Below are 14,058 nucleotides of genomic sequence, written 5' to 3'. Positions count from 1 at the left end.
GAGTATTCGAAGAGTTATTCGTAGGGTTGAGTAATTACGATGGCAAGCGCCGTTGCACGTAAGAAATCTTGGATCGGGCAACGAAGTGCATGTCTCGCCCGGAAAGCGCGGCTGTTTTTAGGCTTCTCTCATTCGACAAAAGCAAACTAGTGCAGCGGTTTACCACCGTTGCTTTTGGCCCTGTTTGGTCTTTCCACGCGTTTCTACAATAGGAACCTCCTAGCTTGGTTACGGAGAGTGTAGTAACAGTTTTACCCAATTTAGGAGCTTGAATTTCACGCTCAATTGAGGCACTTTTCACTCTGATTTAGTGGGGTTTCAGCACGCTAGCCTTGGTTTCTATGGCTGCAATTGGTTGCGGCTGCATTTTTTTGCGGAAAAGATATGGCTGACAACAGCTTCGTTGACCGGCTTATTCATAGTAACGCTTGCGGGATTCCATCTGTCTGGGCTCCAAACACACGGTAGCGTTTTACGAGTCTTGGCCAATGGGATATCTTAAGAAAAGAGAATGCGTACATAGATGACATTGAAGTGGATGCCGGGAGCCAAGAGGCTCTCGATGAAATGTTCTTATTTGCTGACTACGAATTTGACCTTAATCAACGGCTGTTCTTGCTGGGCGAAATTCTTGTGAACGGTTTTCGTCAAAAGTTGGAGAATTGGTTGCAATGTTGGTGCGACCTCTACAATCGTGTCTTCCGTAAGTTGGCTGTCTTAAACGGTCAGTATCTACTCACTTACTACGAGAGCCTCAGTTCAGGCCAAAAAGTAGTCAAACAGATATGCTCGCCTATTTCAGCTCCGTTTGAGAGTGGAAGCACTTTTGATCTAGCCCAAAAAGTAGCACTAGACACGAAAGGGATGCGTGCTGAAATTGTCGATCAAGCACGTTCGATTTTTCAAGATTTACGCCATACTTCGCTGACGCGTCCAGGAAGCACGAATGAGTAACGGAATAGTCTTCGTTGTCTCGTTCATTTTGAGTGCAACGGTTCTCGTATTGGAACGGGCCTTCGGCCTTGGGATAGATTTTCACCCCGACAGCGTCACTTACCTCACACGAAGCGATACCGTTTTTGAAATGGCGGCTGCGAACCCCAGAATGATACTGAATCATGGGTATTATATCTTAGCATCCTTTTTGGGGCAAAACCCAAATTACCTCGTCGCGGTCAACATGGTCTTGTATGCATTCACAAATGCGCTCCTACACTCGTCTTTCCGAACCTCTGCTATGCGTGTCGCACCAGAAACGTTTTCTCGAACATTTTATTTTCTTCTGTACCTGTTGTTACTCTTCAACCTCTATCGCTTGCACCTATCCGTCCATGTATTGAAGGATACCGTGATTACCTTTTTGGCGGTTCTAATGTTCAATCTTGGCCCATTTCGAGGGTCCATCCTTGTGCCTCTTATTTCAATATTCCGATTGTTCGGAGTTGCGTATTTTATTCTGTTTCTCAAAGGCCGCCCGCTTTACTTTGCGATCTTCTTCTTTGGAATTATCGCAATTGTCGGAGGACAAGTTGATGCGATTTCCAGTTTTCTTCTCGACTGGAATGACAAAGACTTCAATTTCAGGCAAGGTACAGAGGTGCCGACCTTCCAAGCGCTAGGGCTTGTTGGAGTGGTATTGCGAATGATAGTTTGGCCAATTCTGATGCTCTCAGGGTTCTTTTTGTTCTTAGCGCCTGCGGTGCTATTTGTGCCTATTGCATTGGGCAGTTTCGTTTTACAACTTTGGGGGTTAGCAGTCTTTCGACGGCCAATATTCACACTAAGTGCGTTTGGCCTATTGGCTTTGATCGCTGCTCTGGTTCCGGGCTTTACAACCTATCAGCGCTATTGTCTGCCAATTCTTACGGTGCTCCCAATACTCTATTTACGAGTCCGCGTAATTAAAGCTTAGGGGCACGGGCGCTTTGAATCCGAATGGTATCTCCCTAGAAACCTCTTTAAAGACAGCCGGGAGAGAAAAGCGCCAACACTGGAAACACACATGTCAAACAAGATTATTATCACAGGAGCCGGAGGCTCAATAGGGCGTCAACTTGTTTCACGGCTGCTATCTGAAGGTAAAGATTTACACTTGGTAAGCCGCAATGAGGCAGCCTTGGCGCATCTCGTTTCGGACAAAGTGAGCGTTAGTAGTTTCGGAGGTGTGGATGACAGTAGGACCTACGATGCAATCATTCACCTTGCCGCTCGCAACAACGATCAACCAGGAACAGTCGAAGATTTTACGATGGATAACGTCGGAATGGCGAAGGATCTCGTCAGTCTGGCTGCGCGGCTCAGTATTCCTAGGATCATAAATATTTCGACTTTGCATGCTCATCCATTTTTTGCAGCTACAAGCCCCTACGCTATCTCAAAAGCTTTGGTAGAAGTTGTGTTCGACGGTGCGGTGAACGTTTCCGTTCAGCATTTCCGCCTGGCTGCTGTGTATGGTAATGACAACAAAGGCAGCCTTTCGTTTCTTAATCGGATTCCACCCATTTTCCGTTCGGTGGTTCTCAATATACTGAAGTGTGCGAAGCCAGCAGTTTCTATTAACCACGTAGTTGATCGGATTTCCGACAGTCTTAACGAGACCGTGGAACTGAATTCGCAGTATAAAATATTAGCAGACGATCAAACGGCCAACCCGGTTTATTCTTGGGCTATTAGGTTGTTAGATATTCTTGCCGCAAGCGCAGTTCTGATATTGCTGTTTTGGTTACTTATTATCGCATGGGTCGTGGTAAAAATGGAGTCTTCTGGACCTGGCATTTTTGTTCAAAAACGTGTCGGACGGAAACAGCGTTCATTCAAACTTTATAAGTTCCGCACAATGAATGTAGGAACACCAGATATAGGAACACACGAAGCCTGTGTTTCTGCGGTCACTCGGAGCGGGGTTTTTCTCCGCAAGACCAAGATTGATGAACTGCCCCAAGTATTGAATGTGTTACTAAATCAGATGAGTTTTGTTGGTCCGAGACCATGTCTTATCAATCAAACAGACTTGGTCAATGAACGAGAGGCGCGCAAAGTCTTTTCAATTAAGGGTGGTATTACTGGGCTCGCTCAAGTTCAAAACATTGACATGAGTGAGCCTAAAGTGTTGGCAATCACAGATGCAGACTATGTGGCAATGCGTACTATTCTACTAGATGTGAAACTTCTTGTGATGACAGCGCTTGGAAAAGGCCAAGGCGACAAAGTCAGGTCTTCTTAGCTCCATGAAAACTTTGCATCTGCAGTGAAGAGGTTAGCCAATAGTTTACAAACAAAAACCCAAGGGAAAGTGCACTGAAAATCACCGAGCTTGGAGCGAGCCCACCTCCATTCATTATTGCCTGAACTATCGGCGCAACACAGTAAAGTAGGGCGAGAGGGGTTGCGAAAAACAGCAGGAATTTCTGTGGTGAATTTCCTTCGTTTGCACGGGCTAGAATATCAAGCTTGAACACCACGTCTTGAGCTTTGAAGTAAAGAAGTGGAAAAACGGTGGCCGCAATATAGAGCACCTTTTGTTCGGACTGCGAAACCCCGGTTATCAAAAATAGGGGCAGGATATAGACCCAGATCAAATTGGTTGCTACTAAACTTAAAAGCGGGAGTGACGCAATTTTTGGCGCGCCTTGTACCCTAATGCTTGCCCTTTTAACTAGACCAAGAACCCAAAAGACCAGGGCTGCGACCAAGAAAGCTCGGATAATAAGTGCCGGCCCGTCTGGTTGTACCCAACTTAATACCCCTGAAATCATCATGGTTATTCGCAAGAGTATTAAGTGTCGCCATGCCTCGTGAGCTGAAAGAATAATTTCAGCAGAAACGAAGGTAAGGATCATGGCTAGGACAAAACCAGCGGTGCTGGAAATTGAAGTAAGTCCGAATGCACAAAAAGTTAGAAAAAGTAATAGGTTAATGATCTTGGCGAGCGGCAGTTTGAAAACCAAATTTGGCAATATCGCGTAACCAAATACTCCCGCAGAAAATGAGCTTAGGGACAAAGAGAAAATATAGTCTTCAGCCGCCTCGAGGCCAATTAGGAAAGTAAAATTCCCCAATGCAGATGCCAAGGAGCTCGCCAAAAGGAACAGTCTAAAAATCACCCCAAAAGCGCCAGGTAGTCACGGGCGACGTTTGCCCATGTGTAGCGTCGGTCAGCTATTCCCTTCATCGTATTTGCTAGTTCCGAAAGGTTGGTACCCTGAAGCTCTTCTACTTTTTCACGCAAATCCTGAATTGAAGTGAAATAGAGGGCCTGGTCCTCAGTTGTTTCTCGATTGAAATTTACGTCAAACGCCAGAATTGGAAGACCAAGCCACATAGCTTCAACCAACGATGGATTAGTACCCCCAGCAGAATGGCCATGAAGATAAAGTTGGCACCCAGCTCTGTAGCCATCTAGCTTACCGCGATCATATATAGGGTCAAGCAAAGTAATATTTTTGAGCGCACCGTACCGTTTTTTTAAGTCGAGTCCAAAAGCGCTTGATTTCCAGTTCCCGATAATCACCAATCTACTTTCAGGTAAGCCGGCGTATGCTTCTAGAATCATGTGCAGGTTATTTTCTGGTTCAATTCTGCAAACCGAAAATGCATACGGCTCCTGAGGGATTTCGGGATCAGGAATAATTTCCATTGCGGGGCTGTCACCACCATAAGCGATTAATGCACTTTTGCAATTATATGCTGTTTGGATGTGAGTTTGGATGACTGCATTGTCGGCCACAAGTTGATGGGCGAAACGACACCCTAAGTACTCTGACATTCGTAAGAATGCCTTGGCTGCGCCGGACCATTTTTCGCGCCGCCACTCTAGGCCGTCTATGTTCAGCGTATAGTGCGCTTTGCTAATAAGACGAAACAACGGAAGTGCAATACATCCTGATGTTCCGAGTATCAGAACATGGTCAAATGAGCGCGCGCGCCAAAGACAAACGATATCATAGAAAATTGACTGGATCCCGTTTGCATTCAAACCGATGTAGTCTAGCTGCGCGCCTTTATATGACGTCAGATGTGTCTTATAGCGGTTTCGGCTGCAATAGACTGTTACGTCTAACTGTTCGGACAATGGAGTGACTATATTCTCGACCAACGTTTCCCAGCCGCCATAATTTGCAGGCAGGCCAACTGTTCCAACGATAGCAAGCGAGGCCTTAGTTTTGATCATTGCGCATTCCGATCCTTTTAGCTGGAACCCCTGCGACGATCGAATTCGCCGCAAAGGATTTTGTTACTACTGAATTTGCCGCAACAACACATCCATCACCCAACGTTACTCCGTCGAGAATTGTAGCCTGACTTGCAATCCAACATCCTTTTCCAATTTTCACACCCACCGATACTTCACCTTGCTCGGAGATTACGGTGTTCAGATCCTTGAAAACATGGTTTTCCGAATAAAGCATGGCCCCAGGGCCGAAAATCGTGTCGCTTCCAATTTCAACAGGGCCGCGAATACAAATATAGCAATAAGGTGAAAAACCCACCCGGTCACCGACCAACAAACTGTCGCCGAGGTTGCGCAACACTGCTGCGCATTCAATAATTGTACCACGTTTGATTGTGACATTATCCCCGAAGACGACCCCGTTGCGCGCCATTGCGTTCAACTCAACGTCGCGCTCGATGTTCAAGCTTTTTCCAACCTTAAGACGAGACAGCCCTCTAAGCGTCACCCTAGGCCCTATCATTATGATCCCTTTATGAGATTTGAACAACAGTCCAAGCACGGCACCCCGCAAAATGGGCAGAATGCGATTGGCCGTGTTTGCGAAAAGCTCACGTGCTTTCAAACTACGATCGACTTTGTACTCTTTTCGGCCCATCAAACGATAGGCCCGGTCGATCGTTTGATGCAGCAAAGTCATGATAATGAGCTCCTTATGGCCATTAATTCGGACGCGTCGCGGTGACGGCATCCTTCATAGCATTCACCAACTCGTGCGGCATAAGCGGCGATCGTCATAATTCACCAGAAGAGTTAGCTTTGTTCACGAAAGACCAAACAACACTTCCATCGTCGTTCAAAATCATCGCACACCCTTGGATTGTGTCTTCTAAAAAGACCCGATCGGTGTCCATCAATTGGCCGCGCCCTTCATACAAAGTAAGTATTTCATTCATTTCAAAAGCTTCAAGGTCAGGCAGTGACCCATCCGATAGAAAAATACCCCTAGATCATTTTCTTCAAAAAACTCGATAATATCGTTTTCCGTCAGAACCTCACCTCTCACGTGCGTTGCATTGCGCGTTTCAACTCACTTTTTTTTGGCTTCGAGAAATTGGGCGATATAGGGCTTATTTATAGCTTTCATCACCGCGCTAAGCGGTGTCGAAACAGCTTCCGCAATAGGCACGATTTTATTGGCCGTTTTGCGCAAAGTTACGTAAAGCCCGCTATCGTCAACTTTTCCTGGCTTCGGGCTCTCGTCCACATTTGTAGATCTGCTGCGCATCCGGTCCCCGATAAAGTTTCGTGTCATCTGTGGGAAAGAGTATTCTATTTCTTGCCGCGTCACGTCAAATCCATATCGGGAAACTATAGTTTCCAATGAGTTGGCGGAGAAGCGCGAAAAGTGGTGAGGTGGTTGATCGGTGCTAGGGCGGTAAACGGCATTCTTGTTCGGACAAGACAAAAAGAGAGAACCACCGCTCTTCAATAGTTTTGAAGCGACCTCCATAAAGACGTTAGGATCCTCAAAATGTTCGATAACTTCCAGAGCTATAACGGCGTCATACAAGCCTTCTCCATCGCTACTCAATCGGTTCCCGATATCAAACTTCCGTCCTCCCGCTTCCAAAGCTTTGAGGTTCCAATCGCAACCATAAGCATCAACGTCATTGTCCAACATCCGTTTGACGAAAAAACCATCGTAACAACCAAAGTCTAGGACTCTGCTACCTCGCGGAAGCGTTTGAGCCGCCTTCAAAGCCTGTTTATGATACCATAAAAAGGGAGGAGCGCCCGTGTAGTAATCAGCGTACTTATCGCTGTTTTCATAGTCCTCAGCGGAAATTCCACTTTCTGATTTAAAGTAGGTGTGGTCGCATTCGCTGCACAAGAATTCGGTGTATTTGCCTTGTCCCACTAAGCTGAGTGGCTGCGTGCAACACGGGCAATCGGTGCTTTTCATGGGGCATGATCCTTGTGTAAATACGGGGGGCGAAAGTGCGTCCTTTTTTGCAGGAGTTTTGATCTTGTACAATCCCTGTATGTATCAGTTTATACGCTATTTTTGCAAGAAACTGTATTCTGGAGCGGTTGACGAGAGGGAGGTCATTGTCTCTACACGAACATTGCCATTGAAGTGTCGGACGTGGCGAAGCGGCAACGATTGCTATGAGCAGGGCCTGCACCGCCAGTTCCGAAGTTTGGCGAGACTGGACAGCCCTACCAACGGTGCGCGCTACTGAGCTACTCCCCATTTGTTGGACAGGATCTGGCGTGACTTAAGCTACTCTTTGCGCCTGTTGATCGGGGGTGGCAGTTTCATTTCTTCGCCAATAGACCACGGCAGGTGGTTTGCCGCCAAGGGCGGAATGTGGACGTTTGTGATTGTAGAACTCCATCCATTTTTTGATCCCAGCTTTAGCCTCTGACCCGGTTTCCCAGGCATGGAGATAAACGCACTCGTATTTCAACGACCGCCACAGGCGTTCGACAAAGATGTTGTCGAGGAACCGACCCTTGCCATCCATCGAGATCCGGGTGCCGACCCGCTTCAGTCGGTCAGTCCATACGAAGGACGTGAACTGGCTGCCCTGGTCTGTGTTCATGATCTCGGGCGGGCCGAACCGGTGGATCGCCTCGTTCAGCGCCTCGACGCAAAAGTCCGCCTCAAGGGTGTTCGAGATGCGCCAGGCCAGAACCTTGCGGGTGTGCCAGTCCATGATCGCCACCAAATACAGGAACCCACGCCGCATCGGCAGGTAGGTGATGTCTGCACACCAGACCTGATTGGGCCGATCAACGCGCAACCCGCGCAGCAAATAGGGGTAAATCTTGTGCCCCTTTGCCGCCTTGCTGGTGTTGGGCTTCTGATAGATCGGCATCAAACCCATTAGCCGCATGAGACGGCGGATGCGCTTCTCGTTCAATGATCCTCATTGCGCAGGTGCCAGGTCATCTGGCGCACGCCGTAGAAAGGCGTCTCCAGGAACTGCTTATCGATCACACGCATCAGATCGAGGTTCATCTCGGTCTCGCCTTTCGGCTCATAGTAAAATGACGACTGAATAGCCCCTAGTTTCCTAGACACCTTCTTGGTTCACATTGCGCTGTCTGTTTTCGAAGTCGACAGGCGACAGCATCCCGTTTCTCGCATGTTTGCGTTTTGGGTTATAGAACATTTCGATGTAATCGAAGACGTCCTGTCTGGCCTGCTCGCGGGTTTTGTATGTCCGACGACGGACGCGTTCACGTTTGAGCAGGTTGAAGAAGCTTTCAGCGACCGCGTTGTCATGACAATTCCCACGCCTGCTCATTGAGTGTTCGATGTTGTGAGCCCGCAGAAATGCGGCCCAATCCCGACTGGTATATTGTGAGCCCTGATCGGTGTGGATCAGGACCGTTTGCTTAGGTTTGCGCCGCCAGACGGCCATCAATAGTGCTTGTAAGACAAGGTCAGTTGGTTGCCGTGATTGCGTGGCCCAGCCAATCACACGACGCGAATAGAGGTCGATAACGACAGCCAGATACAGGAAGCCTTCGTAGGTTTTGATGTATGTGATGTCGTCGTCCATTGGGCTCGAACCAATGGCGCCACAATAAACGACCCCATGCGGTATCTGGTTCAGCAACATCAAACTGCCGATCCAGCGTATTATCGACCACGACAGATGGTCTGCCGCCATACTTCCCAGGTTTACGTTTGTAGCCGATCTCAGCGCGGATCCCAGCCAAGCGAGCCAGCCTCGCAACACGATTTGGACAACTGGTCTCGCCCTGTTCAATGAGATCGTCATGCAGTTTGCGATACCCATAGACTTTGCCACTGTCTTTCCATGCGTCTTTGAGCAGCTTCGTCTGACGCGCATCCTCGCGCGCATGGTGGCTTAATGGATTCTTAATCCATGCATAGAACCCGCTAGGATGGATATTGAGGCAACGGCACATCCGACGCACTGAAAACTGTGGGCGGTGCTCGGCGACAAACGCGTACTTCACCTTGCATCCTTTGCGAAGTACGCGGCCGCTTTTTTTAGGATGTCGCGCTCCTCCGTCATCCGTGTCAGCTCACGCTTGAGCCTGCGGTTCTCGGCTTCATGATCCACAGATGGCGCTTGTGACGCAGCCTTCGCGTAAAGCTTCATCCATTTGTAGAGTGAATAGGTGCTGACACCTAATCGCTCCGAAACCTCACGAACTGGATATCCACGTACCGTGATCCCCCTCTCATCGAAACTTCGTTTCGACTGCCGGGCAGTGGATGCACAGCATCACGCTTGAAATCTTCACTGAAATATGGCTTCCCCATAACGGCCTCCTTGCCTCAAAATTACGGAAGAAAGCGTCTACAATACTAGGGGCTATTCACCTCTCTATTTTCACCCATCATAGGGCTAATATTTCCCTTAACATGTTTGACGGTGCTGAGTGGATCTGAAAACCGCGCAAGGTATTTTTGGGTTCTTCTGAAATACCAAAAATTTTTCAAAAGGAATTTTGCATGCAGTTTTGGTCTCTGCGTTGGTGGGGGGCTTTGATCAAAATATCGTGCAAAATCTGAGTGGTATTTTAGTGGAAGTGATCCATCGGGACTATTCCAAGGCTTTGTCGCACCGACAAAGTGAACGAAATAGGGTGACAAAAATTCCCCGATTAGGTTCACACGACTTGAATTTTGCCAATTCCAGAGCGGCGAGAGCTCAAGCCAGTTTTGGTAAAAGTGAATATTAAGTAAACTTTGATCATGGCACAGCAATGCGTCAGGTGATTGTTTTGCAAGCTTCAAGATGTAGTCGAAGGCTGATGTTTTTCGCCACATCGCGGCATCAATCAAGAGAACCCCAGCGTTGAAATAGGGCGCATTCAACATACCAAGTGTGGCAAATTCCTGCACTTTGCGATTTGGCCTATGTCGTTGATGAATATCGCGAACAGCGGCGATACCAAGCCCTTGCATATCAATGTCAAATAGCGCTGATATCCCATCGCCAACAACAAAAATATCCGTATCTAAGTAGAGGATCCTGTCATAATCGTCGCTTAATGATTGGATCGCTGGCAACCGCCAATACGTGTAGTGTTTGAGCCGCTCATTCTGCGGCAGGTTTACGATTGTTTCCTCAATATCAATTTGGCGTAAAATTGCATCTTTGGGAACGTTCCTAGACTGATCTGTAGATATGTCGTCTGTGCAGATGACCACATCAAAATTGCGATCAGTTTGCGCTAAGAGCTGATGTGCAACAAACGCTGCTTTATCAATATAACCTATATTGCAGACCAAAGTTATGCAGTTTCTAAACATTATAGTTTCCAACGCCTTTATTACGTTTACGTCTCAAAATCGGTCATTCTGACGCGTAAAAATTCCAGTAATCTTGCACCCAATTTACCGGACCCCGACCTAAATGAGGGAATTGCCCCCATACACCAGGTCGCACCAAATCAATCGGCCGCGGTGTGCCGTGAAACGCGACTATCGCAACATTTGGGTCCGGAGGCGGTGGAGCTTTGAATAAGTCGCGCCCGAGCCCCCTTCGTAAAAAGCGTTTGAAACTTATGACCTTGCCATTTGGCCAGAAGCTGATGTCTTCACCCTTCGCGCCGACATAGTCCTGTTCGTTAAAAAATTCCGCGATAACCTGATCACGATGCGCGATAAAGCTATCCAAGATTTGTCTCTGGTCACCGATATCAAACGCGAACACACCGGTACCAACTTCGGGGGAAGCCGTCCCACCCGGGCGCCAGCCCTCACCCACATCCAAGGTTATCAGGCGGGATTTTGGTTCAAAAAACGGATCCAATGACCCGACGACCATCATATCCAAGTCAATGAACAACGCCCTGCCTGTAAGCCCATAAAGCTCATCTTGGAACATAGACAATTTGGGCCAAATACCGCGTGTGTACCACTGATCCTTCGTTAGTCCGATTTCTGGAATTGGAAAGGCTTCGATATCAGGGTGCAATCCTGTCGCATCATCTGTGAGGCAAACAAAACGTAATGATCCCGTCGTGTTACTGCGGCACGCACGAAAAAGAATATTGACGTAATCAGGCTCAAAAGCGGCACCCCACTTCATGCATAAGATTAAGCGAGGTTCGGTCTTTTTCACTGTTGAAGTCCGTCATCCAAAGAGGGGCTGGTATACAAAAGCAGCAAAGTTACGCTGAATGCAAACATTGAAAGCGTCACACTGTGATTGGATATGATGTCGGTTAGGGACAAAGCAAACATTTGACCTAGAAAGACAAAAACAACCCAGAACTGCTGCCGCGTGGTCGGAAGCCTAAACAAACTCAAATAGGCTACAATCAGGCCGCCTGCAGCAGGCAATCCGAACCGAACTGCCATATCAATCAGTTCATTGTGGAAATGGGGCTGAACAGAAATGGAAGCTGGCGCGTTGACGGCGGCCAATGCTTGTTTTGTTAACGTCGCTTCATGCCCCCATCCAAACCAAGGGCTCTGAGATATCATTTCGGCCCCTGATTGCCATATCCATGAGCGCTGCACGCCTGACGAAGCAGACCCGGTTTCCAATCCCATGACGGCGTCGATATCTAACAATGAAAACCTGGTAAGGATAAGCTCTAGTCCAAATGGCGTTAGGGTGCTCTGAATTGGAATGATCAACAAACAACCCAGTAAAACACAAAGGCGCGTAAGTACGGGTTGCTTGCTAAAGAGGAGCCAGAGCACCAGAAGTAACAACATGACGGCAATGGGCATTCGACTACCGGTTAGATAGATTACCCAACTTGCACACACCAATCCGAGTAAACTGATTACCGTTCCCTGCCGACGTGTAAGGGTTACACAACCGCACCAAAACAAAAGTTGCACTGCAATCATGCCCAGCGGGATGGAATTGTAACCGAAGGCCACACGAGGCGTTTGGTAGGTGTAAGCTTCAATCAAAGCAATTATTGCGTACAAGATCGCAATAATGCCAATCCCGCTACTGAGGCTTTCAAAGGTAATTTTTTGCCAGTAGCAGGATAAAAGAATAAAACCTAGCAACGCATAAACTGAATAATTTACCGCGACTGATGAAACTTCTCCAAGCTCACCTGTGTTAACAAGTTCGGACAAAAGGAAAAAACCATAGGTCAATGCAAATAGCAGGCAGGCGACCTTATGCGCCTCTGGCATTTTGGTGCCTGCGGGTCGGCGAAAAAAGGTAGAATGAGCTAACGTTACTAATACGAATAATAGTAAAAAATTTAGGCCTATGCTCGTATCAATAGCCGATCCAAATATGACGAGTAAAAATAGGAAGCGTCCATAATTATTGTTACCCAACTGTAGAAAATTCATTTTCCAACCTTAATCTATTGGCCTAGGCGCAGGCATTAAAAGCAAACGACAAGCTAAGTCTTTTACTGGCCAAACATAAGGTGTGGTGCGGTGCCAGATCAATTTTCAGTGTCTAATATCTTATGATGTACGTGCGGACACTATTGGACTTTCCAAAACCTGGAAAGCTCATTCTCAGCCAACTTTGCGCGAAAGGTCAGAGGTGAGAGGTGGTCCTAGATTTTAGACCAGTTTGCAGCCTTGTTAAGATGGATCAGGGTGTCATTTCAGGCTGCTAATTTCATTTGTTCAGGTTTGCTTTCAAAAGCCTCATCGGGGGTAAATATGCCGTGCGTCGAATGGGGTCGCTCAGAGTTGTAGTACGTCAGCCATTTATCGATGCCCGCCCTCATCTCTGAACCGGTCTCAAAAGCGTTGAGGTAGACGCATTCGTATTTCAGTGACCGCCACAGCCGCTCAATCATCCGATTGTCCGTTGCCCGGCAGTCGTTTGCGCAGCAAACGATGAGAGGGGGCCACGCACCTTTGCCGTCCATGCTGATTTTGATATTTTCATCCGTCAGTACGTCGATCCACGCACCACTCGTAAATTGGCTCCCCTGATCTGTGTTGAAGATTTCCGGCTTACCGTGCTTGGCCAAAGCTTCTTTCAAAGCCTCCACGCAGAAGTCCGCGTCCATGCTGTTTGACAGCCGCCAAGACAGCACCTTGCGACTGTACCAGTCCATAATCGCCACAAGATATAAAAAGCCACGTCGCATAGGGATATAGGTGATATCTGCGCACCAGGCCTGATTTGGACGGTCGATGACTGCGTTCCTCAGCAGGTAAGGCCAGATTTTATGCTGTGGGTGCTTCTTACTTGTGTTGGGTTCCTGATAAATTGGAACCAGACGCATGAGCCGCATCAAACGCCGGACCCGATGGCGACCACATTGGTGATTGTTGCGCTTCATGTAACGCGCCATCTGGCGGGAACCGTACCAAGGTGTTTCCAGGAATTGCTTATCGATGAGTTCCATGAACTTCAGGTTCTCGGCGCTTTCACCGACAGGTTGATAGTAAAGTCGCGACCGCGACAACTGCAGCAGTTCGCACTGTTTACGAATGCTTAACTTATGATCCCGGCTCACCATTTTTTGCCTCGCGTCCCGAGCAGTTGATGCGAGGCGTCCGCCAAAAAATCCCGCTCAACCACCAACTGGCCGATCTTGGAATGCAGCTTGTCGATGTCCGCGCTGCTGACCTGCTCTGGAGCTGAACCTTTGCGGGTAAATGCGGTCGCCATGTTCTCTATCGCAGCGCGCTTCCAAGTCCCGATCTGGGTTGGATGGACGCCGTACTTCTTCGATAGTTCCGCTAGCGTCATCTCCTCGCGGATCGCTTCAAGCGCAACCTTGGCCTTGAACTCAGGTGAATGGTTCTTTCGTTTCTTCATTGTGGATCACTTCTTTCGTCATGCGATCCATCTTAACGGTTGGTCCAAATTTCCGCGACCACCTCTGTGAGAGGTGGTCCTTGAGCTACCCCCCGAAATTCGGACACTGACGTAAGCTGCAATTTA

General features: G+C 48.0%; 11 protein-coding genes and 2 pseudogenes. 3 read left to right on the top strand and 10 right to left on the bottom strand.

Annotated features, from left to right (window positions below; genetic code table 11):
* Positions 1–534: 534 nt before the first annotated feature.
* The 3 genes from OCA8868_RS16150 to OCA8868_RS16140 all read left to right on the top strand — a co-directional run bounded on the left by OCA8868_RS16150 (position 535) and on the right by OCA8868_RS16140 (position 3,223).
* A complete protein-coding gene (locus tag OCA8868_RS16150) occupies positions 535–954 on the top strand; it encodes a hypothetical protein (protein WP_093997626.1) in 420 nt (139 codons plus the stop codon).
* Positions 947–1,912 (top strand): hypothetical protein, encoded by a 966-nt coding sequence (locus OCA8868_RS16145; RefSeq protein ID WP_093997625.1) that lies wholly within the window; start codon positions 947–949, stop codon positions 1,910–1,912. The genes OCA8868_RS16150 and OCA8868_RS16145 overlap by 8 nt, the downstream gene beginning before the upstream one ends.
* 90 nt (positions 1,913–2,002) lie before the next feature.
* Positions 2,003–3,223, top strand: coding sequence for a hybrid nucleoside-diphosphate sugar epimerase/sugar transferase (locus OCA8868_RS16140; RefSeq protein ID WP_093997624.1), 1,221 nt, complete (start codon positions 2,003–2,005; stop codon positions 3,221–3,223).
* Here OCA8868_RS16140 and OCA8868_RS16135 read toward each other — a convergent pair.
* From OCA8868_RS16135 to OCA8868_RS16090, 10 genes and pseudogenes are all read right to left on the bottom strand, one after another.
* On the bottom strand, positions 3,210–4,070 hold the full coding sequence (locus OCA8868_RS16135) for a hypothetical protein (RefSeq protein WP_143849679.1): 861 nt from the start codon (positions 4,068–4,070) through the stop codon (positions 3,210–3,212). The genes OCA8868_RS16140 and OCA8868_RS16135 overlap by 14 nt on opposite strands.
* A 29-nt stretch (positions 4,071–4,099) precedes the next feature.
* Positions 4,100–5,170: a DUF1972 domain-containing protein gene (locus OCA8868_RS16130; RefSeq protein ID WP_093997622.1), complete on the bottom strand. Its 1,071-nt coding sequence runs from the start codon at positions 5,168–5,170 to the stop codon at positions 4,100–4,102.
* Positions 5,157–5,870 carry an acyltransferase gene (locus OCA8868_RS16125; RefSeq protein WP_179214883.1) on the bottom strand — a complete coding sequence of 238 codons (714 nt, stop codon included), beginning with the start codon at positions 5,868–5,870 and terminating at the stop codon, positions 5,157–5,159. Before OCA8868_RS16125 ends, OCA8868_RS16130 begins: the two co-directional genes overlap by 14 nt.
* A 390-nt stretch (positions 5,871–6,260) precedes the next feature.
* A complete protein-coding gene (locus tag OCA8868_RS16120; protein ID WP_093997620.1) occupies positions 6,261–7,136 on the bottom strand; it encodes a class I SAM-dependent methyltransferase in 876 nt (291 codons plus the stop codon).
* A gap of 316 nt (positions 7,137–7,452) precedes the next feature.
* A pseudogene (locus OCA8868_RS16115) lies at positions 7,453–8,252 on the bottom strand (IS3 family transposase); the annotation flags it as partial.
* A 1-nt stretch (position 8,253) separates the two neighbouring features.
* Positions 8,254–9,479 (bottom strand): annotated as a pseudogene (locus OCA8868_RS16110) (IS3 family transposase).
* Positions 9,480–9,524: 45 nt separating this feature from the next.
* Positions 9,525–10,475, bottom strand: coding sequence for a glycosyltransferase family 8 protein (locus OCA8868_RS16105; RefSeq protein ID WP_093997618.1), 951 nt, complete (start codon positions 10,473–10,475; stop codon positions 9,525–9,527).
* 43 nt (positions 10,476–10,518) lie between these two features.
* Positions 10,519–11,289 (bottom strand): glycosyltransferase family protein, encoded by a 771-nt coding sequence (locus OCA8868_RS16100; RefSeq protein WP_093997617.1) that lies wholly within the window; start codon positions 11,287–11,289, stop codon positions 10,519–10,521.
* The gene (locus OCA8868_RS16095; protein ID WP_093997616.1) at positions 11,286–12,494 is read right to left on the bottom strand and encodes an O-antigen ligase family protein; all 1,209 of its coding nucleotides are present in this window, start codon (positions 12,492–12,494) and stop codon (positions 11,286–11,288) included. Before OCA8868_RS16095 ends, OCA8868_RS16100 begins: the two co-directional genes overlap by 4 nt.
* A 266-nt stretch (positions 12,495–12,760) precedes the next feature.
* Positions 12,761–13,932, bottom strand: a protein-coding gene (locus OCA8868_RS16090) for an IS3 family transposase (protein WP_370738008.1) whose coding sequence is annotated in 2 segments (ribosomal slippage) — positions 12,761–13,653 and positions 13,653–13,932 — 1,173 coding nt in all. Because the reading frame shifts where the segments join, the coding sequence is not laid out codon by codon here.
* Between the last annotated feature and the right edge of the window lie 126 nt (positions 13,933–14,058).

Origin of the sequence: Octadecabacter ascidiaceicola, assembly GCF_900185015.1 — a bacterium.
GTDB lineage: Bacteria > Pseudomonadota > Alphaproteobacteria > Rhodobacterales > Rhodobacteraceae > Octadecabacter > Octadecabacter ascidiaceicola.
This window is presented reverse-complemented; position numbering and strand designations above follow the sequence as displayed.

Excerpts from the sequence above, each read along its gene's own strand:
- OCA8868_RS16145 (WP_093997625.1), top strand. The coding sequence starts at position 947 with ATGAGTAACGGAATAGTCTTCGTTGTCTCGTTCATTTTGAGTGCAACG.
- OCA8868_RS16140 (WP_093997624.1), top strand. The coding sequence starts at position 2,003 with ATGTCAAACAAGATTATTATCACAGGAGCCGGAGGCTCAATAGGGCGT.
- OCA8868_RS16130 (WP_093997622.1), bottom strand. The coding sequence starts at position 5,170 with ATGATCAAAACTAAGGCCTCGCTTGCTATCGTTGGAACAGTTGGCCTG.
- OCA8868_RS16125 (WP_179214883.1), bottom strand. The coding sequence starts at position 5,870 with ATGACTTTGCTGCATCAAACGATCGACCGGGCCTATCGTTTGATGGGC.
- OCA8868_RS16120 (WP_093997620.1), bottom strand. The coding sequence starts at position 7,136 with ATGAAAAGCACCGATTGCCCGTGTTGCACGCAGCCACTCAGCTTAGTG.
- OCA8868_RS16105 (WP_093997618.1), bottom strand. The coding sequence starts at position 10,475 with ATGTTTAGAAACTGCATAACTTTGGTCTGCAATATAGGTTATATTGAT.
- OCA8868_RS16095 (WP_093997616.1), bottom strand. The coding sequence starts at position 12,494 with ATGAATTTTCTACAGTTGGGTAACAATAATTATGGACGCTTCCTATTT.